We start from the raw sequence: 21,134 nt of genomic DNA on the forward strand, positions 1-21,134 counted from the left end.
TTGGCGGACAGGATGCTCGGGGCAATACGGTAAGTGGGCTTCATGGCGGGATCTCGGGCGGGGAATCCGGCTATTTTAGCGCAAAGCGTTGCTTTGCCCGTCCGGCTTGCTGGCCCGGCAAGCTTGATTTGCGTGTAATCTGGCGCCTCATCCGGCCTGCCTCGCCGGCGCGCAGACGTATCCGGTTTTTTCTGCACTCATCCTTACAAGCAGCCACCATGGGCGAAATCCGCAAATACGACATCACCGTTACCGTGCAACCGCAATACATTGCCGACCAGTCCGACGAGGCTGCCGGCCGCTATGTGTTTGCTTACCGCGTCACCATCGTCAATACCGGCAGCGTCGGTGCCAAATTGTTGTCGCGCCACTGGGTGATCGACGACCAGGTGGGTGACAAGCAAGAGGTTCGTGGCCAGGGTGTGATCGGCGAACAGCCGGCGCTGGCGCCGGGCCAGGCGTTTGAATATGTCAGCGGGGTGGCGATTGCCGCGCCGGTCGGTACCATGCATGGCAGCTATCAGTTTGTTGCAGACGACGGTACGACGTTCGACGCGCCGATCGCGCCCTTTGTACTGTCGATTCCGCGGGTACTGCACTAAGCGCCGCTTGGCGCCCTCTAGCGTGACTTGCCCTGGCGTATTTTGCGGATCTTGTCGCGGCTCGCCGGGTCGAGCCATTGCTCGTAGATCTCTTGCAAACGCTCACGCGTGCCGGCTTGTTCCAGTAGCTGGTCAAGTTGCTTGATCAGCAGCTGGCCTTGTTCCGAGCGCGAGCAGCTAACCCGGCCCAGCATCGATTCCGGTTGTTCCTGCAGGGGCAGCCAGCTCAGTTTGCCCTCGTGCTGCGGGTTTTGCAGCTCGAACCAGGCGGTCTCGAATGAATAACCCAAGGTGGCGGTAATGCGTCCGCCAAGCAGCATGCGCTGCAGATTGGTGGTGGCGGTGCTGGCCGAGCTACTGGTGACATTGGGCTGTTGCAGCAATGTGTCCAGCGCCTCGCCATAGGCGCGGTTGCTGACTACGCCGAGCTGATTGCCGGGCTGTTTCAGATATTGCGCCAGCACCACTTGCCCTTTGCGGTTGCTGTAGGCGGCTAGGGCGCCGACGCTATCGCTACGCACAATCAAGCCAACCGGCAAATAGCGGAAAGTCGGCGCAGAAAACAGATAGCGCTTGCTGCGCTCCGGCGTCATTTGCGTCGAGGGGTGGCAAACATCGGTGCGATCGCTCATATCGCGAAACGAGCGGCTTACCGAGGCGGTAATCACCCGGTGTTTGAATTGCGGCAAACCCGGCATGATCACCTTGCTGAGCATCACATCCAGCATGCCTTGCTCGGCCATGGGTCCGTCGCTGATATGCAAGGGCTGCAATTCGGTGATGTACCACAGCACCGTGTCGGCAGCGCGGGCTGGGCCGAGCAGCAGGGTGCCGAGCAATAGCTGACACAACAAGGTGGGGGAAAAGCGGCACAAGGTCGGGTGAGCTCAGGCGGCAGGTTGATCAAGATGCCATGCTAGCGCAGGGCTGCAGCCGGCGCTTGGCAGCGCCGCCGGGCGTGGTGGATTTGCCCCATATGTGATGCTGATTTCGACACAACTCGCTGCATGGTTTTCGGTAACGGCTCGATCAGCCGCCTTAATACATTCTTAGCACGGTCACTCGCGCATTTAAGACGCCCGCAATGGCGCTTTCCATAAGCTGAATCACGTCGCGGCACCCCGCCCGACCCGATTCAGAAAGGAAATGCCATGAACGATGTCCTCACTGCCTCGCGCTCGCTGGGTGAGCGGGTCAGGGGCCTACTGTTCGAACCCACGCTGCCCAATGCCGCCCCGACAGCGGCGGTGGCCGATACGCCGGTGGCCGGTGCGCCGGACGATGAGGCCTATCGCAGCCTGCGTGCCGCTACCCTGGCACGCCCCACCGAGTACAGCGATCTGCTGGCGGCACTCGATGCCCTGCGTACCGTGCTGCCAGAGGGCGAGCTGCGCCTCAATGCCGCGCTGGCGCTGCTGCGTGGCCGGGGTATCGACCTGACCATGGTGCTGCGCGCACTGGATGTGCATATGGCCGACCTCGAAACCGAACGCCATCGCTTCAATGAAGTGGCCCTGGCCGAAACCGCCACTGCGGTGGCTCAGCCGCAGGCTGCGCTGCAGCAGCTCGATGCCACGCTGGCGCAGCGCCTGCAGCAGCTGAGCGCACTGCAGGCAGAAATCGATCAGTTGATCGCTCGCCGCGCTGATACCGCGCAGGCCATGCAAGGCGCTGAACAACGCATCGCCGATACATGTGCCCGCTTTGAGGCTGCGTGCAAGGCAGTGGCGGCCGAGCTAGAGGCCGACCGCGCCCGTTTTGCCGCCCTGGCCCGCGCCTGAACGGAGAACAACCGTGAAAACGCAAAACAACTTCAATCCAAAGTCCTTCTGGGAGCGCCCGGAAGGCACCACCGGCATGGTGGTGGCTGTCGCGGCCGGCATCGCAGCGGTCTACGGCTTTGCCAAGGCCTTGCCTTGGCTGATCACGTTGTTTGAAAACACGCTCTACCTCACCGTGCTCGGTGTGGCGCTGTTTGCGCTGGGCTGGGTGCTGCTCGACCGCCGGGTGTGGGCGCTCACCGGCTATCTGTACCGCAGCGTGATGCGCTGGATCACCGGCCTGTTTATCCAGCTCGACCCGATCGGCATTCTGAAGAGCTACGCCGAGGACATGCGCCGCGCTCTGGGCCGGATGGATAGGCAGATCGCCGATCTGCGCGGCCAGATGCGCCAGTTGCAGCAGACCATGGACAGCAACGAGCAGGAAATGGGCAAGGCCTTGCAAATGGTCGGCGTCGCCCGCCAGCAGGATAGACGCGGCGTGGTGGTGCTCAAGTCGCGCCAGGCTGGCCGCCTGCGCGAGTCCAACCTGACCCTGCAGGCCCTCTACGCCAAGATGGAAACGCTGTACCGCGTGCTGGTGAAGATGCACGAAAGCTCGGCCCTGCTGGTGGAGGACATCGAAGCCGAAGTCGACGTTAAGAGTCGCGAGCGCGCCGCCATCCTCGCTTCGCACTCGGCCTTCAGGCAGGCGATGAAGATCGTGCGTGGCGATGGTGACAAGAAAGCCCTGTTCGACCAGACGCTGGAATACCTGGCGGATGACTATGGCCAGAAGCTGGGCGAGATCGAGCATTTTGTGACCATGTCAGCCAGCTTTATCGACTCGGTCGACCTGCAAAACGGCATCTACGAGGAAGACGCGCTGCGCATGATCGAAGCATGGGAGCGCAACGATGAATCGCTGTTGCTGGGCAATACCAAGCGTGAACTGGTGAGCGCACCGGCCGGTGGCGCGGTAATCGAACACAACCCGCAGCCCGCCAATGGCCCCAACCGCCGCCGGCCCGATGCCGATAGCTACCGCAGCCTGTTTGGTGAGCCGCATTGAGCATCTGAGTTGATTAACAAACGTATATCGACACCCCTGTAGGAGCGGGCCCTGCCCGCGATAGCGACGGTTCCGCAACAACCCACCGCGGGCCGGGCCCGCTCCCACAGAAAAACCCGAGCTGGGCGCCATTAACGGCGACGCCGCGGCAACTTGAAAGGAAACATCATGAATCGCCTCAAACCCCTGCCGAAGTTCCTGTTGATTGCTGCTGTAGTCGGCAGTGCGCTCTTTGGCGGCCAATATGCGATCGACCATGGCCTGGTACCCAAGGCCCACGCCACGGCGGCGGCCTTGCCAGGCAAGACCGACTATGCCGTGAACGATGCTCCCGCTGTGCAGCCAGTTGCCAACCTGGCGCTGAAGCTGCCCGGTACCACACCCGCCAAACTCAGCGCCCCGCAAGTGCGCATGGAAGTGATGGCCTGGAATGCCCAGATGGGCCTGATGCTTGCCAATGGCGGCGCCGACACCACCGAGGGCAGCCTGATGCAGCAGCACGGCGTGAACCTGAAGCTGATCCGTCAGGACGACACCGGCCAGATGCAGAACGACCTGCTGGCCTTTGCCAAATCGCTGGCCGATGGCGAGGCGCAACCCAAGACTGGCGCGCACTTCGCCGTGATCATGGGCGATGGTTCGGCCGCCTTCTTTGCCGGCCTGCAACCGCAGCTGGCCAAGCTGGGGCCGGATTACACCGCGCAAATCATTGGCGCCGCCGGTTATTCGCGCGGTGAAGACAAATGCATGGGCCTGCCGGCCTGGCAGCACAACCCGGCCGCTGCCCGTGGCGCACTGGTGGCCGGTGTGCTGCGTGATGGTGACTGGAATATTTGCCTGAAGTGGGCTGGAGACAACGGCATTGCCAATAACCCGGACGAAAAGACCTGGGACCCGGATGCCATCAACTGGGTGTCTACCGACAACTTCGTCGATTCGGGCGAGAAATACATCGCCGGCTACTGTGAAGACCGCCCGGTGGTACACGCTGGCCGCCGCACTGGCGAGACCAAGCATGTGTGCGTCAATGGCGTGGCTACCTGGACGCCGGTGGACGTGACCATCGCCCACAAGAAGGGCGGTCTGGTGTCGCTGGCTTCGACCCGCGATTACCGCTGGCAGATGCCGGCGGTGGTCATCGGCAACCAACGCTGGATGGCCGCCAATGCCGATATGGTGCAAGGCCTGCTGGCCGCCATGGTGGAAGGGGGGGACCAGGTGAAGGCTTCGACTGCGGCCCTGCACAAGGCCGCTCAGGTGAGCGCGGCTGTGTACAAAGAGCAGGATGCTGACTACTGGCAACGCTACTACACCGGACTGACCGAGACCGACAAGCAAGGCCTGCAGGTGGCGCTGGGTGGTTCGACGGTGAACAACCTCGCCGACAACCTTTACCTGTTCGGTATCGACAAAGCGGGCAAGCCGCTAGCCGACAATCTGTTCAGCCGCGTCTACCGCGTGTTTGGCAATCTGGTAGTGCAACAGTACCCGGCTCTGGTTGGCAGCTACCCAGCGGTGGGTGAGGTAGTGAACACCCGCTATCTGGCCGCATTGGCGCAGAAGGCCGGCCCGCAAGGCGCAGCCGACCAGCCGCGCTTTGCGGGCGAGGGCGTGAAGCAGGTGGTGAGCCGCCGCATCTGGCGCATTCCGTTTGATACCGGCCGCGCTACCTTCACCCCGCAAGCCGAGCTGCAACTGCGCGAGCTGCTGGATCAGGCGTCGGTAGCCGGTGGTCTGGCGATCGAGATCCACGGCCATACCGATAGCGTGGGCTCGCCGCAGGCGAACCAGGATTTGTCGGAACGTCGTGCGCTGGCGGTGAAGCAATGGCTGGCGACGCAGGATGCCGCCGACTTCCCCGATAGCCGTATCCGTACCTTCGCCCATGGCGGCAGCGAGTTTATCGCCTCGAACGGTAGCGAGGCCGGCAGGGCGCAGAACCGCCGTGTGGAGGTCGTGCTGGGCAGTACTGGCAAGCAATAAGTGACTACAGCCTTTCCCGCGCGCGGGGGGAAGGTGGCCCGAAGGGCCGGATGAGGGAGGCTCTACGTAGATCCACCCCTCACCCCAACCCCTCTCCCGCGTGCGGGAGAGGGGCTCGCACCAGAACTGGTAGGGCGGGTTTAAAGCGCAGCGTAACCCGCCAAAGGCTTGTGGCGAAGCCACTTAACAACGGTGTTTTTAGCGGCTTCGCCGCGATGGATCGGCGGGTTACGCTGCGCTTTAAACCCGTCCTACGAAGACGGCAGCAAGCCATATGGCGGCACACTTACCATGAACCTCAAAACCCTCTTCCTCCCCAACCAGCCGGTCTCGCCCAGCGCCATGCAGGCACTGGTCGGTATCCAGGCCCTTGGCCTGATCGCACTCTGGTCGGCCTGGCCATCGGCCCTGCTGCCCAAGCCGCTGGCCATTGCTAGCGCCTGGCAAGAGCTGTGGGTGAATCAGGGGCTGGGTGGCGAGATCTGGGCCAGCCTTACCGTCAATCTGCAAGCCCTGGCCCTGGCAACCGGCTTGTCGGCTGTGCTGGCTTACCTGACTGTGCTGCCGATCATGCGCCCCTTGGTTCTGCTGCTGTCCAAATTGCGCTTTCTCGGTCTGACCGGGCTGACCCTGTTTTTTACCCTGGCCGCCAGTTCCGGCCATGCGCTGAAGGTGTCGCTGCTGGTGTTTGGCATGAGTGTGTTCTTTGTCACGGCGCTGGCGCAAGAAGTGGCGGCGACGCCGATCGAGCGGCTCGACCATGCTCGCTCCCTGCGCCTGCCCGAGTGGCGGGTGGTGTGGGAAGTGATCATCCGCGGCCGGCTCGATGCTCTGCTCGAAGCCCTGCGGCAGAACGCCGCCATGGGCTGGATGATGCTGACTATGGTGGAAGGCCTGGTGCGCGGTGAGGGTGGCATTGGCGGCCTGTTGCTGGCGCAGAACAAGCATCTGCATCTGGATGCGGTGGTGGCGATCCAGCTCACTGTTCTGTTGATCGGCATCGCTCAGGACTGTGTGATCGGCTGGGCCAAGCGGCTGCTGTGCCCGCATCTGTATCTGCATGAGGCGGTCAGGACGGCTTAGGACGAACCGGATTGACACCGCACTTGAACCGATCAAACAGCCGATAAACCCCCGCTTGGCGAGGCCGGGCAAGAAGGTGTGTGGCTAAACCCGGCCCGACACCGTCGCGAAGACCAGGTCTTGTAGGTCGGCATTCACCCCGACAGCGGCGCGCGAAATGGTCGCGGCGGCCCGCCGATCGTGAAACCCGACCCACCCAAGCAAGGAATCGAGAGGCAAGCATGTCAACGAACATCCCCTATACCCGCCAGGAAGTGCTGCTCAGCATGCAAGATGTCGATCTCGACCTAGGCGGAAAGCCCATCCTGCGCAAGCTCAATCTGCAGGTACGCAATATCGTGCGGCCCGGCATGCAGCAAGGGCAGGTGATTGGCCTGCTCGGGCCGTCTGGCTTGGGCAAGACCCAGCTGTTCCGCCTGCTGGCGGGTTTGCAGGCGCCCAGCCGTGGCCAGATCAGGCTGGGCGGCGAGCAACGGCCGGTCTCGCGCGGCATGGTCGGCATGGTGGGGCAGCAATACCTGCTGTTCGATCACTACACCGTGCTGGGCAATCTGATGCTGGCAGCCCGCCAGCAAGAGGCGTCGGCCGAGCAGGCCATGGCGCGCGTCAGCGAACTACTCGAACGCTTCGGCCTGGCGCAGCAGGCCCATGCCTACCCGGGCCAGCTATCGGGCGGACAGCGCCAGCGGGTGGCAATTGCCCAGCAATTGCTGTGCAGCAGTCATTTTCTATTGCTCGATGAGCCGTTTTCGGGGCTGGACCCGTTGATGGCGGATCGGGTTGGCGAATTCATCAATCAGCTGGCCACCAGCCATGAGCTCAATACCATCATGCTGATTACCCATGATGTGGGGCTGGCGGTGCGCCTGTGCGATACCCTGTGGCTGATGGGGCGCGAGCACGACGAAAACGGTAGCATCGTGCCCGGCGCCACGCTCAGGCAGGAAATCGACCTGATCGAGCGCGGCTTGTGCTGGCAGCCCGATCTCACCCGCATGCCGGCTTACCACGATTGCGTGGACGAAGTGCGCGCCGCCTTTGCCACGCTATGACCACCTCAGTGCCCATGAACCCGCGCCGCTTTATTGCCACCCTTGCCGAACCCGCTGCCCAGCCGCGCGGCGATGCTGGCTGGGTGGGCTATGTATGGGCTTTGGGTGGCTGGGCCATGGTCACCATTGTCGAGACCGGCTTTGCACCGTGGCTGGGCCTGGTGGGCGCGGTATTGGCCTATCTGTTGATGGCCGCGCTGATCGCCGCCCGTTTCGGCCCGCGCCCGGCCCTGCTGGCGGCGGCGCTCAGCGCTGGCATGCTCGGCTATCTCTTGCTGCTGCCCGCATCGCAAGAAACGCTGCCACGCGGGCAGATCGTGGCGGCAGCGGCGGGCCTGCTCGGCACTGCGGCGGTGGTGGCCTACCTGATCACCGATCTGCGATTGCGCGCCCTGCAAGCTGCCAGCCGTGAACAGCGCGCCCAGGCCTTGTACGCGATGAGTCGCGAGCTGTCGTCGGCCCTGTTGCCCGAGCAAATTGCCGATATTGCCACCCGCCAGCTTGATGCGGTGTTCCAGTCGCGCGTGGCCCTGCTATTGCCCGATGCGGCCGAGCAGGTCGATGTGCTGGCCAATGCTGCACCGCCCGCCTTCGTCCTGCGCCGCGAGCTGGCGCAATGGGTATACGACCATCAGGAAGCGGCGGGCCTTGGCACCAGCACCTTGCCGTCGAGCACGGTACGTTACTTGCCGCTGAAAGCGCCGATGCGTACGCGCGGCGTGCTGGCCATCGAGCCTAGCGACCCCGCAGCCTTGCAGCGCCCGGAACGGCAACGCCTGCTCGACGCCTTTACCGCACAGATCGCCCTGGCGCTGGAGCGTGTGCATTACGTGTTCGTGGCGCAAGAGGCGGAAGTGAGCATGGCTTCGGAGCGCTTGCGCAATGGCATCCTGTCGGCCATCTCCCACGACTTGCGCACGCCGCTCACCGCGCTGGTCGGGCTGTCCAGCGCCCTGGCCGAGCCGCAAACCTTGGCGGACGACACCCGGCGCGAGCTGGCCGGTGCAGTGCAGGAAGAAGCGCTACGCATGAGCGCCTTGGTGATCAATCTATTGGATATGGCACGGCTGGAAGTGGGGCGTATCCGGCTGAACAAGCAGTGGCAGGTGCCTCAGGAATCGGTAGGCGGCGCCCTGCGCGCCAGCCGGCTGGCGCTCTTGCAGCACCAGATCGACACCGCGCTCGATGACGATCTGCCACTGGTCGCGTTTGATGCCGTGCTGGTGGAGCGGGTGCTGTGCAATCTGCTGGAAAACGCCAGCAAATACACGCCGGCCGGCAGCACCATTACCGTGGGCGCTGCCTGCACCGATAGAGATTTGTGTTTTAGTGTGGCCGACAATGGGCCAGGGCTTGTGCCGGGTAGCGAGGAAGCGATTTTTGAAAAGTTCACCCGCGGCCAGACCGAATCGGCCACCCCGGGCGTGGGCCTGGGTCTAGCCATTTGCCGCGCCATCGTCGAGGCGCACGGCGGTAGAATCTGGGCCGAAAACCGGCCCGACGGCGGCGCCTGCTTCTGTTTTACCCTACCGGCCGAGCCGCCGCCGCAGATGGAAGAGTAGTTTGCTCTCCCGCTGGCGAGGGAATCGATTGATAAGCATGACTGATAGCCAACCTTCCATTGTGATTGTCGAAGACGACAAGCATATCCGCCGCTTTCTACGCGCCTCGCTCGAGGCCGAAGGCTTTTGCGTGCACGAGGCCGAAACCGGCCGGCAAGGCCTGATCGAAGCGGCCACGCGCAAGCCCGACTTGATGATTCTCGATCTGGGCCTGCCCGATATGGACGGCAACGACGTGATACGCGACCTGCGCAACTGGTGCAATGTGCCGGTGATCGTGCTGTCGGCGCGCAATCAGGAAGCCGAAAAAGTGGCCGCACTCAATGGCGGCGCCGACGATTACCTCACCAAGCCATTTGGCGTGCCCGAGCTACTGGCGCGCCTGCGCGCCCACCTGCGTCGCCACCAGACCGCCAGCTGCGCCGCTGGCGAAGCGGAATTCCGACTAGGCGATGTGGTGGTGAACCTGGTCGAGCGCCAGGTTAGCCGCCACGGTGAGCCGATACGCCTCACCCCCATCGAATACCGCATGCTCACCACCTTGATCCGCAACGTCGGCAAGGTGATGACCCACCGGCAGCTGCTGGTGGAGGTGTGGGGCCCATCCCATGTGGAAAGCAGCCATTATCTGCGGGTGCATATGACCCATCTGCGGCAGAAGCTGGAAACCGACCCGACTCAGCCGGTGTATCTGGTCACCGAGACCGGCGTGGGCTATCGCTTGCTGCGCTAGGAAGCCGCTGACCGAATCGGACAATGCAGCAAAGCTGCGCGTGCCTCGCTGCCGAAGATTCCTGGGTGGAGGGGTTCAGCGCCTCCGCGACACAATGCGGAAAAATACCAAGCGGTAACAATATGCTGGGCAGTGCCGGCATAAATCCCCAGACTGCTGCGTTTTGAACGCCTTATTGAAACAGGGGAAAAATGATGCTTGTCTGGGGTTCCGCAACCGAGCGACAAACGATTGGCGAATTGCCGGCATTTACCTGCCGCACTTGCAAGACCCATGCAACACACCAGATTATCCATGTGTATGGCTGGGGGCACCTCTGGTATCTTGGCGCAATTGGCAGCAAAAAATTCTATTCAGTCTGCAAAACCTGCCAGACCACCGATGAAATCACCGCCGAGGCGGGCGAGAAGTTCGGTAAGGCAAAATATCCATTCAATCAGCAATATGGCTGGGCATTGTGGGTTGTGCTGATTATTGGCTTGATCATTAGCAGCATGGTGGCAAGCGGCAATCGTCAAGACAGGGTTGCATCCTATCTGTCAGCACCCAAGGTGGGTGATTTGTATGTGGCCGACGTGGCTCAGCTGATGAAGACGCAGGATAAGTTTCATTATGCGGTTCTCAAGGTCAAATCGCTCAGGCCTGATGGCATTGAGTTTGATCCATCCGTCTACTTTTATGAATACGGTATCGATGCAGCCAAGGCAAAGGTCAAGGCGGATCATCCGGGCTTTTTTTCGGATGAAAGTGTGGTGCTAAGCAAGAAGGCATTGCAGGATATGCGAGAAAAAGATCTGATAACAGATATTGAGCGTCGGGAGTGATAGATGTCTGATATTGTTGTCTTATATCCATAAGACCCGGCTGGATGATTTCAAGCCGTCAGAGGTCGAGGTCACTATTCATGCTTCCATTGCATGCTGCAGTTGAATCAATGAGCGTATCCGAGCTTGCATCTCTTATTGCGAATGGTGCGAATCCGAACGAACGTGACCCGACTGTTGGAGGGTTTACGCCTTTGCACTTGGCGGTCGATATCGAGTGCGAAATTGCATGCTGGAGCTATGACGCGGGCAATTTGGAGGCAAAACCTGAAGCAGGTGTTTCCCGCATATTGTTTGCTTCTGGTGCGAGCCCGTTCATTGCAGATTTCGATGGTTTGACGCCATTCCAATTGGCCATTGGACGCAATCGCGCAGAAGCGCTTTTGCTGTTCGGGCTAGTGTCGAAACATGAAGGTACGCCCAAGTGAGCCCTTTGAGTCATCGGGCTAACAGTTCTGCGGAAAGGGGGTGCTAAGGCGCGTAAGTGGCGGCGTTCAGCGCTTCCGGAGCGCATCGTTGATTTCATTGGCACACACATCGCCGAACAAGGCGGCGCGACCGCAGCTGGCGTTGTACATCTTGAAGTCATCGTGCCCGACGCCGGGAACGATATTCAATACCTGCTGGTTGTTTGGTGCGACCTTGAGGCCGTAGCGCAAATAATTCAGGCCACGCGCCAGGCGATGCGGTCCTTGTAGCGCTGCCGCGCAGGATTTGTCGAGCACCGGATGATTGGGGTCGGTATCTGCTCCGCCCAATAGATAGATGACATTGCGTGAAAAATAGCGGGTTCGCAATTTTTCAATGTCGACGGGTTGAGCGTAGGCTGGTATGCCTTTTGGCCCATATTTGAAGCGTTGATAGTCACATGATGTTCTGGGAATATAGAAGTCGTCGCCGCCTGGGCGTTGAGGGTCAAACCACAAATAGCTGGAAGGATTGGCTACCACATAGCGTACATTGATACCCGCATCACGTAGCGCGGCGTCGACGTTGTTCAGCGCAGCATAGCGCTGTACAAATTGCCCTCCCGCAGAATGCCCGGCAATCACGATTTGTTTCAGTGCTGGGTAACGCTTTTGATCATTCAAAGTGCTTAATATGGCATCAAGTGCTGCAAAGCCACTGATATGTGAATCATCAATGCTGCTGGCGCCATCGACCCATTGTTCACGATGCCAGTGTATTAGCCTGGCGTTGGATGTGTCGAGGTCATTCAGAAATTGCGGGGAAATAATCAGGGTCCGTGTTTGATCTATATTGACTGCGGTGGCGATTTTCTGTGCGTCGTCAAAATACTTACCGGCATTGCGTTTGATACCGTGAATGAAAATGACCGCGTGCGTAGTAGTTTCGTGCTTTCCTGATATGTCGTTGCTCGAAAAATATGCCAGTCTGGCGTTGGCGCCTGCGATGGCGAGGCTTTGTGTGGCAATGCTGTCAACCGGCTGATCGCTCCAAACACTTGCAGCGTGCAATAGTGTTAACAATATTATTATCGGCTTGCAAACGGCTGATGGAACAAGATGATACATTGAAAGTCTCCAGACTATATGGCGATACTTCGAAATATTGCCGGCACCATCGGGCTTGAGCAGGCGGCGTCGATGATAGCCCAAGCAAGAATGAACGAAGGTTGATTTACGCTTTGCAATGGAATAAACGTTGGGGTACATCGAATGGCCATTATTTCAAACCAAACCCGGGTTAAATGTGTCAGCGGTCCGAGTTGATGCATGCAATTTGCATTCGCTGCACTATTGCCCCCCATCGAATTCGGCGCATATCAACCGATTTTGGCTCATCCGGACGCACCTTGTGCGTCAGCATGTTGGTGGGAAGCTCCCCGAACTCTCACTGGACCATGGGAAATTCTAGAATATCGGAGGAGCATCGCGCCGATGAATGAAAAACGCCCCGAAAGGGGCGTCTTTGCTGTATCTGTGGCGGAAGCGGTGAGATTCGAACTCACGGTAGGCTCTCACCTACGACGGTTTTCAAGACCGCTGCCTTAAACCACTCGGCCACGCTTCCGGTTTGAAGGGCGCGATCCTACCGCAAGCAGCCGGATTTGGCTACCGCAGCCAATTCACCTCGCGAAGGCTGGCATTGCTCGGGCGTGCGGCTGGTATTCATGCGGCTTGGCCGCTATTCTTGCGCCGGCAATCCCATCTAAGTTACAGGAGTAGTAAATGAGTCAGGTTCTCGACCAAGCCGCGCTGGATCAATTGTTCGGTGCTGCACGAACCCATAGTCACTTTACCGATCGCCCGGTGGATGACCAGACCCTGCAGGCGCTGTACGAGCAGTTGAAATTCGGCCCGACCAGTGCGAATGCGAGCCCCGCACGTTTTGTGTTCGTCAAGTCCAAGGCAGCCAAGGAAAAGCTGGCTTCTGCCTTGTCGGCCGGGAATCTCGAAAAGACCATGGCAGCGCCGGTAACGGTGATCGTCGCGCATGATCTGGCGTTTTATGAGCAATTGCCCGAGTTGTTTCCGCATGCCGATGCGCGTAGCTGGTTTGTCGGCAATGAGGCTTTGATCCAGACCACGGCATTTCGCAATGGCAGCTTGCAGGGCGCCTATCTGATGCTGGCGGCGCGGGCACTGGGTCTCGATTGCGGGCCGATGTCGGGCTTTGATAATGCCAAGCTTGATGAGGCTTTCTTTGCCGGAAGCTCTGTTCGCTCCAACTTTTTGATCAATCTTGGCTATGGTGACGCTAGCAAGCTGCATCCGCGCAATCCGCGCCTGAGCTTTGCACAAGCCTGCCGTATCGAATAAGCCGGAACGCCGCCTGCGCCATGAGCGACAACAGCAAGAAGCAAGCCTGGGATATCTGGAAGGAAATCGACGAGCTGCGCCAGCGCTACAAAGAGCTGGCGCCCATGTTCGCGCGCATCGGCATTGCGCCGGATTTCGTCCAGTCTGCCAACAGCTTGCGGCTTGAGTTGCAGCGGCGTCCGCCTACTGCGCCGCTGGTAACCGGCGAGCGCGATAAGGATGCCCAGGCGCAGGAGGAGTACAAGAAGGCTTTCTCTCTGCACTACGAAGAATTGTTCTTCAAGGTGCAGAGTTTTCTGCGCCTGCCTTGGCCGCCGGAAACCGAATTCCTGGTGCCGCCCTTGCTGGAGGAGCTGGAGAATCTGCAGCGTTTTCTGGCCAAGAATCCCTTGATCCCGCCGCCGCTGGAGCGGCTTGATCAGCTGATCGATCAGTATGCGCATCTGGATCAGATGGATGACAGGCTCGACCGCGAGGCCATTGCGGCCCGCAAGGCGCAGCTGGTCGATGTGCTGGGTTTTCCGCTGATTGTGCGTCGTCAGCTTGCCCATCCTGAGTGGGAGCTATTGCCGCATCTGGCCAGTGACGATTATCAGCAGCTGCTCAATGCGCGCATCCAGGCCTACCGCGATTCGGATTGGTTGCAGTCGCGCTTGTTTGACAAGTGGTATGTGGCGCTGGAGTTTGATGCCATTTGGGCACGGCTCAAACGTGATGCCAATGACCGCGAGCGAATCATCAGTCAGCTCAAGCTCAACTGGCCCAAGCTCGGTAACTGGGCGCCCGATTTCCCTCATGCCGATCTGGTCTGGTATCTATTGCTGGTGCTGATTTGCGTGGTGGCACTCATCGCCGAATGGTGGTGGTGGGCTGGCGGCATGCTGATCTGGTTGCAGCTATCGGTGATCATCGAAAAACATCATGCCCAGCTGGTGATCAAGCGTAGGCAGGCGCTATTGCTGGAATGCGGCCGATTCAAGCGGATTCGTGATCAGATTTCCTCGGGAAAATTCGATGCCAGCCAGGTGCTGCGCCAGCTCAAGCAATTCAATTTCCGCCACTATGTGTCGGAGCAAGGCTTGATGCTGCTGCAGGCGATGTCGATGCATCGCTGAGCCTGCTGCCATCAGGTGGCAGGCAGGGGTTCGCCGTCGCGAAATACCAGCAGCTCGCCCGGCTGCATCGCATACCAGGCTTCGTTATCGGTGAGGGGCAGCGTGGCGATCACCGCAACGCGATCGGTGCTGGTAGTGACCGAGCTGAAATCCACGCTGATATCGTTATCGACCAGATGCGCATTGCCAAACGGCGCCTTGCGCACCACATAGTGCAGATTGGTCGAGCAATGGGCGAACAGGGTTTCGCCATTGGATAGCAGGAAATTGAAGCTCCCGTATTGGCTAAGCTCGGCGACCAGTGTTTTCAGGGCGGTGGTTAGCGTCTGGGTAGGCGGCTCGGCAGTAAATTGCGAAGCGAGCGCCTCGAGCAGCCAGCAAAACGCCTGCTCGCTATCGGTGCTGCCTACGGGTTGAAAGCGGCTGCCGGCAAAGGGCGGCAAGGTTTTCAGGTCGCCGTTGTGGGCAAACAGCCAGTATTTCCCCCACAGCTCGCGCAGGAATGGATGGGTATTGGCGAGGCTGATCTGGCCGATGGTGGCCTTGCGGATATGGGCAATCACGTTGGTCGAGCGGATCGGATAGTTGCGCACCAGCTCGGCTACGGGTGATTTGCAAGACGACTGCCAGTCCAGAAACAGACGGCAACCCGGACCTTCAAAAAAGCCGATGCCCCAGCCATCGGAGTGGTGATCGGTTTCGCCACCACGACGGCGGAATCCTTCAAACGAAAAGCAGATATCGGTGGGTATGTTGCAATTCATTCCCAGTAGCTGGCACATGGGCTTCTTTCTTCGGCAAAGATCAGGCGGCGATGCTTATCGGCCAAAAGGCATTTTACTTGAGGTATGGCGAAGGTATATTTGTACTTGGACAGGGAATTGATGATCGATGCCTGTGCGGCATAAGGACTCTCAATGAACCTCTTATCTTTGCTCGGTGGCCAGGGCCAGGCTGCCAAGAAACCAGAAACACTATCACTGCCGCGTGTGTCCGGCGGCAATGGTGCACTTCGCTCCAGCGTTGCGCCGGCCTCTGTATCCAGTAGCACTTCAAGTAATTCCAGCGCGGTCAAGTTGTCTGATTATGGTCGTTTGCAATCGGGCCTTGCAGATTTTCGCGCAGCGACGGCCCGCGTTGACCAGCCGAACAAGGTTGCTATCGCCCGCGCCAAGTCCAGTGATGAAAAAGTGGCAACAGCCAGTTCGCAAGGCGATGCATCGGCCGTTGCCGCTGCATTGCAGGTTGTCCAGCTCGCCCAAGGGCAGCAGGTGCAAAGCCAGGCATTCAGCGTGGATGATCCCACACCATTGGGAACCGGTTCGTTGACCGTGCAATTCGGCAATTACAACGCCACCAGCAATACCTTTACCGCAGGCGGCACCAATGCGGTGATCAATATCGGCGTGTTCGATTATGGTGTTGGCGGCGTGGCCAATGCGATCAATCGCGCCAATATCGGCTTGAGCGCTAGCGTGCAGCAAGATGGCAGCCAGCTGCGCCTGCAGATTGCCAGCAGCCAGACCGGGGCCAATCAGGCCTTCAGCATCACGGTGAATGATCGCGATAGCAGCAATACCGACAGTGCTGAAGGGCTGTCGCGCTTGGCGTTTGATCCAACTGCCGCGCCGGGCGCAGGCCGTAATCTGAACCTTGTTCAGACAGCTCAGGACGCACAGCTGCAGATCGATGGTCGCCCGTTTTCCAGTGCCGGCAATGAAATCGGCAATGCGGTCGGCGGCGTCAAGCTAAGTTTGGCGGCTTCCGGCACGACGCAAATCAGCTTGTCGCGCGATGCCGGCGATGCGTTGAAGAGCGCGCAAACGTTTGTCGCAGCGTATAACCAGTTCCAGAATCAATTGGGTCAGATCCAGCCGGATGGGCTGACCCGGCAAATCGCCGCATCGATCAGTGCGGCGGCGACCGAGGCCGAAAGCGGAACCGGGCTGGGGCGCCTCAGCTTGAATCAGCTTGGCGTCAGCACGGCGCGTGATGGCAAGCTGAATCTGGATGAGCAGAAATTTCGGCAAGCCTTTGCTGCCAATCCTGATGGCGTTGCCAATTTGCTGGCCACGGCAGCCAAGCGCGCCGAAACGGTGGCCGACAATGCCATCAATGGCCCGGTGCGTAGTGCAACCATTGCGCTGCAGTCAGCTACCAGCAATGGTGACAATCCGTTTTCTGCCCAAGCGGTGCAGCAACAGTCGCAGCTTAGACTGGGCAGTGCGCCGACCTTATTGTCCTACTCGCCGACAACGCGCAATCTCTATGGCTTGGCGCAGTATTTGTCGGTTTCCGGGCTTTGAGCGCCTTACAGACGCGGCGAAAGCAGCAAGCTTTCGCCGCTGCGCTGTTTACTCCCCCATGCCGGCTGCTGCAGTGCTGTAGCCATTGTCGACATGCATGATTTCGCCAGTAACGGCGGACGCTAAGTCAGACAGCAAGAACGCTGCGACATTGCCGACTTCGTCGATGCTGACATTGCGCTTGAGCGGCGCGCACTCTTCCACATGGTGCAGGATCTTCGAAAACCCCGAGATGCCGGCGGCCGCCAGTGTCTTGATCGGGCCGGCCGAAATGCCATTGACCCGTACACCTTGGGCGCCTATCGACATGGCCATATAGCGCACATTGGCTTCCAGACTGGCTTTGGCGAGGCCCATCACATTGTAATTGGGCACGGCGCGCTCGGCGCCAAGGTAGCTGAGGGTCAGCAAAGACGCATCCTTGCTCAGCTGTGGACGTAGCGCCTTGGCCAGTGCGGCAAAGCTGTAGCTGCTGATGTCATGGGCGATCTGGAATGCTTCGCGGCTGACCGAGTCGAGATAATCGCCGGACAAGGCCTCACGCGGGGCAAAGCCGATGGAATGGACCACGCCATCGATCTGCGTCCAAGCCTTGCCAAGCTCGGCGGCCATCGCGGCAATTTCCTCATCGGAGCTGACATCGCAGCGCAGGATGATGTTGCTGCCCAGCTCATTGGCCATTTCGACCACGCGATCCTTGAGCTTGTCGTTGACATAGGTGAATGCCAGCTCGGCGCCCTCGCGCTTGCAGGCCTTGGCGATGCCATAGGCAATCGAGCGATTGGATAAAAGTCCGGTAATCAGAATCTTCTTGTCGGCAAGAAAGCCCATTGATGTGTTTCCTTCACTTGAGGGAGGGCAAATTATAGCGAGATGGGCTGGGGCGGCCAGACAAACTCGTCAGTCAAACGCTTGCTTTACGCTCGAATGCTCAGGTTTGCGTCAGGTCAAAACCCGCAGGGGTGAATTGCACTAGCCTGCATGCTTTTGGATTTTCCGAGCGCCATGGCTATCTCACTTTACGACGACGGTATGCACCGCTGCCTGATGTTCAACGACCTGGTCGATGACGATAGCGACCATGCAGTGCAAGCCAACCAGTTCCTGATCGTATCCGGCAAGGAAGGCGCGCTGATCGACCCGGCCGGCAATATGACCTACAACGCGCTGATCATGGCGATGGCCCAGTATTTCCCGGCGCGCCAGCTCAAATACATCCTGGCCTCGCATGCCGATCCGGATATCGTTGCCTCGCTGAACAAATGGCTGATCAGCACCGAGTGCCAGCTGGTGGTATCGAAGCTGTGGGCGCGTTTCGTGCCGCATTTTTGCAGTGCCGGCAATGCCGAGGGTCGCATCATCGGCATGCCCGACCAAGGGGGCTGGATCAAGCTGGGCGACAACCGTGTAGCCGCCGTGCCGGCGCATTTTCTGCATGCCGAGGGCAATTTCCATTTCTATGATCCGCGCTCGCGCATCCTGTTTACCGGCGACGTCGGCGCCTCGATGGTTGAGCATGAAGCCATCGAGTCGCCCATCACCACCGAGGCGGAACTGTTGCAGCATATCGGCAGCATGGAGGGTTTTCATCGCCGCTATATGGTGTCGAACAAGGCCTGCCGCCTGTGGGTGGCGATGATCCGACCCATGGTGCAAAGCGGTGAAATCACCATGCTGGTACCACAGCATGGTCGCTACTTTGTCGGCAAGCGGGCCATGGAGTTGTTTCTCGAGTGGCTGGAGTCGCTCAGTTGCGGGATCGATCGCTTCGATCAGGGCCATTACCGCATGCCGCTGTAGTTCGCGAGCTGTAGCGTGAAGGTCGACACGCGGGGCATGGACGTGATGCGGGTTTCCGATGTGCTTTGGCCGTGGCTGCTTGCACGGGTCTACAATAACGGCCTTACTGTCTTGATCGGAACCCTGGCGTGGATCGTCTGCATCTGATGGCTGTATTTGTTGCAGTAGGTGAGGAAGAGAGTTTCGCTGGTGGCGCCCGTCGGCTGGGCATGTCGCCGCCGGCGGTAACGCGTGCCATCTCGGCGCTGGAGACGCGCCTCGGCGTCAAGCTGTTGCAGCGCACTACTCGCCATGTTCGGGTGACTGAAGCTGGTCAGCGCTATCTGGATGATGCGCGGCGCATCATCAACGAGTGCGACGAGGCGGATGAGGCGGCCGGTGGCATCAATGCGGCGCCGCGCGGTGTCTTGACCGTGACGGCGCCGGTCATGTTTGGCCGCTTGTATGTAACGCCAGGCATTGTCGACTATCTGCAGCGTTTTCCCGATGTGACCGTATCGGCGCTGTTTCTCGATCGGGTGGTCAATCTGGTTGAGGAAGGCATCGATGTGGCAGTGCGTATCGGTCCCTTGCCGGATTCCAGCATGCGCGCCATACCGGTCGGCAAGGTTCGCCGCGTGCTCTGCACCTCGCCCGCCTATCTGGCGCAGCACGGCATTCCGCAGACGCCGGCTGATCTGGCCAGGCACACCATCGTGGCGGCGGCCAGTGTCTCGCCTAGCGTAGAGTGGCGATTCGGGCCGCAGGATAGCCCAAGCACGGTGAAGCTCAAGCCGCGCCTGACCGTCACCAGCAATGATGCCGCCATCGAAGCGGTACGCAATGACCTGGGGATTACCCGCCTGATGTCCTATCAGATTGCCAGTCATCTGGTGTCGGGTGAGTTGAAGACGGTGCTGGCGGATTTCGAAACCGACCCGATGCCGATTCATGTTTTGCACCGGGAAAGCAAATACGGCTCGGCCAAGGTCCGCAGCTTTATTGATCTGATGGTTGATCGACTCAGGGCGGATACGCATCTGAATTGAATGTTCGATTGCCAGCCTTTGGTAGCGATCCTTGATCGCAAGGCTGCAGGCGATCACCGTTCCGCTCGATGCGACCTGTGTGGGTTGTCCCGGCCGCAGATGCAGAATGAGCTTGGCAAGCTGTGCGACTGACAAAACAAATGGCCCGCAGTTTTGCGGGCCATTTGTCTTGTCGCTGAGTCGGGGTCAGATGGGTTCAACCGCTGCGGCATTGCTGGTCAGATTGTCCACAAGGCCGGGTGGGAAGCGATAGTCGCCTTCCAGTGTGCAATTGTTCCGGCTGACCTTGCCATTGAACTGTCCGGTCTTGTCATCGTAGGTGCCCTTGCGTGTTACCGTGCATTGGCGTGCAACGCTGCCGCCAGCCTTGAAGGTCACCGTGGTATTGATGGTCTTGGTTTCATCCATATTGTAAGCCGTGCCGCCGGATGAAACGGGCGCCAGGCTTCCTTGCATGACGGCCGTGCCATCATGGGTATTGCCTTGACCATCAATGCAGGCGCTCAGCTTCACCGTGATATCCAAGGCGCCGGTCTTGGTGTCGAAGCCGCCGGTGACAGTGCGAGTACCGCCGCCAGGGCAGGATGAGCCCAGCTTGGGTAGTGGGTTCTTGCTATAGGTTTCGCTCGGCATCGAGCAATTCAGGCTGCTTGTGCTGGTGCTGCCGGAGGAGGGCACGCCCTGCGCATCAACAGTGACCGGTGCTACGCAAACCACTTTGACTTCTTTATCGGTGTTGGCGGGTGCGGCGGTGCAGGTGCTTGGATCCAGCGTCTTTTTTTCCGAGAAGGCAGTGACCGGGCACAACAGCTTGCCTGTGGGGGTGGAGACCAATACCTTGGTCGATTCGGTATCGATATCGCCACCCGTTCCGCCAGTTCCACCCGTTCCACCAGTTCCACCAGTTCCACCAGTTCCACCCGTTCCACCGGTTCCACCGGTTCCACCTGTCGGGAAGGCAGGCACTTTCACGCCAGAGGCGGTGATCTGTGCAACCACATTGGCTGGCAAGGCCTGGCATTTGCTCAGATCTTTGCCGTTCACCTGGCTGCCTGGTACACAGCCATAGTATTTGCCGTCAGCATCGACAAACAGCTGCAATTTGGGCGGTTGCGTGCCTCCAGGGGAGGAGCCTTCGGCGAATGCGGATCCATTCAACAGGCCGGCACAGGCAATGCCGATAAGGAAAGATGCTTGCTTGATCATGATGGCCTCCGGGGAGTGAGGAGAAGTGTCGGGCTGGGTGGGTTGTGTTGCAGGCCGTTTGCGCAAAGTGTGCATGCATGTGGGGCCGGCAGTGCAGAGTAGTCCTGTCGGGCATCGACGGCTATTCGCTACCGACCTGCGGTCGCGCTTGACTGACTTGCGTGAAAATCAGGTAACTTCGGTGAAATGTTGGTAACAATTGCTTACTGTTTACATATTTCGACG

Annotated in this window: 21 protein-coding genes and 1 tRNA gene; 15 read left to right on the top strand and 7 right to left on the bottom strand. The window is 59.6% G+C overall.

All coding sequences use genetic code 11. From position 1 onward, the window contains the following. The first annotated feature begins 218 nt into the window (after positions 1-218). A complete protein-coding gene (gene apaG, locus ACE3OH_RS03370; protein WP_374348396.1) occupies positions 219-602 on the top strand; it encodes a Co2+/Mg2+ efflux protein ApaG in 384 nt (127 codons plus the stop codon). A 17-nt stretch (positions 603-619) separates the two neighbouring features. Here apaG and ACE3OH_RS03375 read toward each other — a convergent pair whose 3' ends face one another. Further along, complete coding sequence (locus ACE3OH_RS03375) at positions 620-1,477, bottom strand: TIGR02285 family protein (protein WP_374348398.1); 858 nt, start codon at positions 1,475-1,477, stop codon at positions 620-622. Between the two features lie 276 nt (positions 1,478-1,753). Between ACE3OH_RS03375 and ACE3OH_RS03380 the strand changes: the two genes are divergently transcribed. From ACE3OH_RS03380 to ACE3OH_RS03420, 9 genes are all read left to right on the top strand, one after another. After that, positions 1,754-2,383: a hypothetical protein gene (locus ACE3OH_RS03380; protein WP_374348401.1), complete on the top strand. Its 630-nt coding sequence runs from the start codon at positions 1,754-1,756 to the stop codon at positions 2,381-2,383. A 13-nt stretch (positions 2,384-2,396) separates the two neighbouring features. Next, positions 2,397-3,434 carry a hypothetical protein gene (locus tag ACE3OH_RS03385; protein WP_374348403.1) on the top strand — a complete coding sequence of 346 codons (1,038 nt, stop codon included), beginning with the start codon at positions 2,397-2,399 and terminating at the stop codon, positions 3,432-3,434. A 168-nt stretch (positions 3,435-3,602) separates the two neighbouring features. After that, positions 3,603-5,417, top strand: coding sequence for an OmpA family protein (locus ACE3OH_RS03390; protein ID WP_374348405.1), 1,815 nt, complete (start codon positions 3,603-3,605; stop codon positions 5,415-5,417). A 291-nt stretch (positions 5,418-5,708) separates the two neighbouring features. Next, entirely contained in the window at positions 5,709-6,500 is a 792-nt protein-coding gene (locus ACE3OH_RS03395) for an ABC transporter permease (protein ID WP_374348407.1), read from the top strand. Between the two features lie 221 nt (positions 6,501-6,721). Further along, positions 6,722-7,552 (top strand): ABC transporter ATP-binding protein, encoded by an 831-nt coding sequence (locus ACE3OH_RS03400; protein ID WP_374348409.1) that lies wholly within the window; start codon positions 6,722-6,724, stop codon positions 7,550-7,552. Between the two features lie 14 nt (positions 7,553-7,566). Next, entirely contained in the window at positions 7,567-9,114 is a 1,548-nt protein-coding gene (locus tag ACE3OH_RS03405) for an ATP-binding protein (protein WP_374348411.1), read from the top strand. A 37-nt stretch (positions 9,115-9,151) separates the two neighbouring features. Continuing rightward, entirely contained in the window at positions 9,152-9,847 is a 696-nt protein-coding gene (gene kdpE / locus ACE3OH_RS03410; RefSeq protein WP_374348414.1) for a two-component system response regulator KdpE, read from the top strand. Between the two features lie 191 nt (positions 9,848-10,038). Further along, positions 10,039-10,671, top strand: a complete 633-nt coding sequence (locus ACE3OH_RS03415; RefSeq protein WP_374348416.1) for a hypothetical protein — start codon at positions 10,039-10,041, stop codon at positions 10,669-10,671. A 110-nt stretch (positions 10,672-10,781) separates the two neighbouring features. Beyond that, entirely contained in the window at positions 10,782-11,099 is a 318-nt protein-coding gene (locus ACE3OH_RS03420; protein ID WP_374348419.1) for a hypothetical protein, read from the top strand. A gap of 66 nt (positions 11,100-11,165) precedes the next feature. Here ACE3OH_RS03420 and ACE3OH_RS03425 read toward each other — a convergent pair whose 3' ends face one another. Both ACE3OH_RS03425 and ACE3OH_RS03430 read right to left on the bottom strand, forming a co-directional pair. Next, positions 11,166-12,347, bottom strand: coding sequence for a hypothetical protein (locus tag ACE3OH_RS03425; RefSeq protein ID WP_374348421.1), 1,182 nt, complete (start codon positions 12,345-12,347; stop codon positions 11,166-11,168). Between the two features lie 268 nt (positions 12,348-12,615). Next, positions 12,616-12,705, bottom strand: a tRNA-Ser gene (locus tag ACE3OH_RS03430). Between the two features lie 158 nt (positions 12,706-12,863). Between ACE3OH_RS03430 and ACE3OH_RS03435 the strand changes: the two genes are divergently transcribed. Both ACE3OH_RS03435 and ACE3OH_RS03440 read left to right on the top strand, forming a co-directional pair. Then, positions 12,864-13,454 carry a malonic semialdehyde reductase gene (locus ACE3OH_RS03435; RefSeq protein ID WP_374348426.1) on the top strand — a complete coding sequence of 197 codons (591 nt, stop codon included), beginning with the start codon at positions 12,864-12,866 and terminating at the stop codon, positions 13,452-13,454. Positions 13,455-13,474: 20 nt separating this feature from the next. Next, on the top strand, positions 13,475-14,569 hold the full coding sequence (locus ACE3OH_RS03440; protein ID WP_374348428.1) for a hypothetical protein: 1,095 nt from the start codon (positions 13,475-13,477) through the stop codon (positions 14,567-14,569). A gap of 11 nt (positions 14,570-14,580) precedes the next feature. Here the strand turns inward: ACE3OH_RS03440 and ACE3OH_RS03445 are convergent, their stop codons facing one another. Both ACE3OH_RS03445 and ACE3OH_RS03450 read right to left on the bottom strand, forming a co-directional pair. Then, complete coding sequence (locus tag ACE3OH_RS03445; protein WP_374348431.1) at positions 14,581-15,351, bottom strand: class II glutamine amidotransferase; 771 nt, start codon at positions 15,349-15,351, stop codon at positions 14,581-14,583. Beyond that, positions 15,330-15,644 (bottom strand): hypothetical protein, encoded by a 315-nt coding sequence (locus tag ACE3OH_RS03450; RefSeq protein WP_374348433.1) that lies wholly within the window; start codon positions 15,642-15,644, stop codon positions 15,330-15,332. The genes ACE3OH_RS03445 and ACE3OH_RS03450 overlap by 22 nt, the downstream gene beginning before the upstream one ends. 1 nt (position 15,645) lies before the next feature. On the opposite strand from ACE3OH_RS03450, the gene fliD reads away from it, so the two are divergent. Beyond that, positions 15,646-16,875, top strand: coding sequence for a flagellar filament capping protein FliD (gene fliD, locus ACE3OH_RS03455; protein ID WP_374348436.1), 1,230 nt, complete (start codon positions 15,646-15,648; stop codon positions 16,873-16,875). A 48-nt stretch (positions 16,876-16,923) separates the two neighbouring features. On the opposite strand, the gene fabI is transcribed toward fliD, so the two are convergent. Next, the gene (gene fabI, locus ACE3OH_RS03460) at positions 16,924-17,706 is read right to left on the bottom strand and encodes an enoyl-ACP reductase FabI (RefSeq protein WP_374348443.1); all 783 of its coding nucleotides are present in this window, start codon (positions 17,704-17,706) and stop codon (positions 16,924-16,926) included. Positions 17,707-17,880: 174 nt separating this feature from the next. Between fabI and ACE3OH_RS03465 the strand changes: the two genes are divergently transcribed. Together ACE3OH_RS03465 and ACE3OH_RS03470 are read left to right on the top strand one after the other, a co-directional pair. Next, positions 17,881-18,675, top strand: a complete 795-nt coding sequence (locus tag ACE3OH_RS03465; RefSeq protein WP_374348445.1) for an MBL fold metallo-hydrolase — start codon at positions 17,881-17,883, stop codon at positions 18,673-18,675. Between the two features lie 128 nt (positions 18,676-18,803). Continuing rightward, positions 18,804-19,703, top strand: coding sequence for a LysR family transcriptional regulator (locus ACE3OH_RS03470; RefSeq protein WP_374348449.1), 900 nt, complete (start codon positions 18,804-18,806; stop codon positions 19,701-19,703). A 186-nt stretch (positions 19,704-19,889) separates the two neighbouring features. Here ACE3OH_RS03470 and ACE3OH_RS03475 read toward each other — a convergent pair whose 3' ends face one another. Beyond that, complete coding sequence (locus ACE3OH_RS03475) at positions 19,890-20,909, bottom strand: hypothetical protein (protein ID WP_374348451.1); 1,020 nt, start codon at positions 20,907-20,909, stop codon at positions 19,890-19,892. Positions 20,910-21,134: the final 225 nt, after the last annotated feature.

It is taken from the genome of Chitinimonas sp., from assembly GCF_041904975.1.
Classification (GTDB): domain Bacteria; phylum Pseudomonadota; class Gammaproteobacteria; order Burkholderiales; family Chitinimonadaceae; genus Chitinimonas.

Coding starts and splice junctions, on each gene's coding strand:
- apaG (WP_374348396.1), top strand. CDS start 219: ATGGGCGAAATCCGCAAATACGACATCACCGTTACCGTGCAACCGCAA.
- ACE3OH_RS03380 (WP_374348401.1), top strand. CDS start 1,754: ATGAACGATGTCCTCACTGCCTCGCGCTCGCTGGGTGAGCGGGTCAGG.
- ACE3OH_RS03390 (WP_374348405.1), top strand. CDS start 3,603: ATGAATCGCCTCAAACCCCTGCCGAAGTTCCTGTTGATTGCTGCTGTA.
- ACE3OH_RS03395 (WP_374348407.1), top strand. CDS start 5,709: ATGAACCTCAAAACCCTCTTCCTCCCCAACCAGCCGGTCTCGCCCAGC.
- ACE3OH_RS03400 (WP_374348409.1), top strand. CDS start 6,722: ATGTCAACGAACATCCCCTATACCCGCCAGGAAGTGCTGCTCAGCATG.
- ACE3OH_RS03405 (WP_374348411.1), top strand. CDS start 7,567: ATGAACCCGCGCCGCTTTATTGCCACCCTTGCCGAACCCGCTGCCCAG.
- kdpE (WP_374348414.1), top strand. CDS start 9,152: ATGACTGATAGCCAACCTTCCATTGTGATTGTCGAAGACGACAAGCAT.
- ACE3OH_RS03415 (WP_374348416.1), top strand. CDS start 10,039: ATGATGCTTGTCTGGGGTTCCGCAACCGAGCGACAAACGATTGGCGAA.
- ACE3OH_RS03420 (WP_374348419.1), top strand. CDS start 10,782: ATGAGCGTATCCGAGCTTGCATCTCTTATTGCGAATGGTGCGAATCCG.
- ACE3OH_RS03425 (WP_374348421.1), bottom strand. CDS start 12,347: ATGTACCCCAACGTTTATTCCATTGCAAAGCGTAAATCAACCTTCGTT.
- ACE3OH_RS03435 (WP_374348426.1), top strand. CDS start 12,864: ATGAGTCAGGTTCTCGACCAAGCCGCGCTGGATCAATTGTTCGGTGCT.
- ACE3OH_RS03440 (WP_374348428.1), top strand. CDS start 13,475: ATGAGCGACAACAGCAAGAAGCAAGCCTGGGATATCTGGAAGGAAATC.
- ACE3OH_RS03445 (WP_374348431.1), bottom strand. CDS start 15,351: ATGTGCCAGCTACTGGGAATGAATTGCAACATACCCACCGATATCTGC.
- fabI (WP_374348443.1), bottom strand. CDS start 17,706: ATGGGCTTTCTTGCCGACAAGAAGATTCTGATTACCGGACTTTTATCC.
- ACE3OH_RS03465 (WP_374348445.1), top strand. CDS start 17,881: ATGGCTATCTCACTTTACGACGACGGTATGCACCGCTGCCTGATGTTC.
- ACE3OH_RS03475 (WP_374348451.1), bottom strand. CDS start 20,909: ATGATCAAGCAAGCATCTTTCCTTATCGGCATTGCCTGTGCCGGCCTG.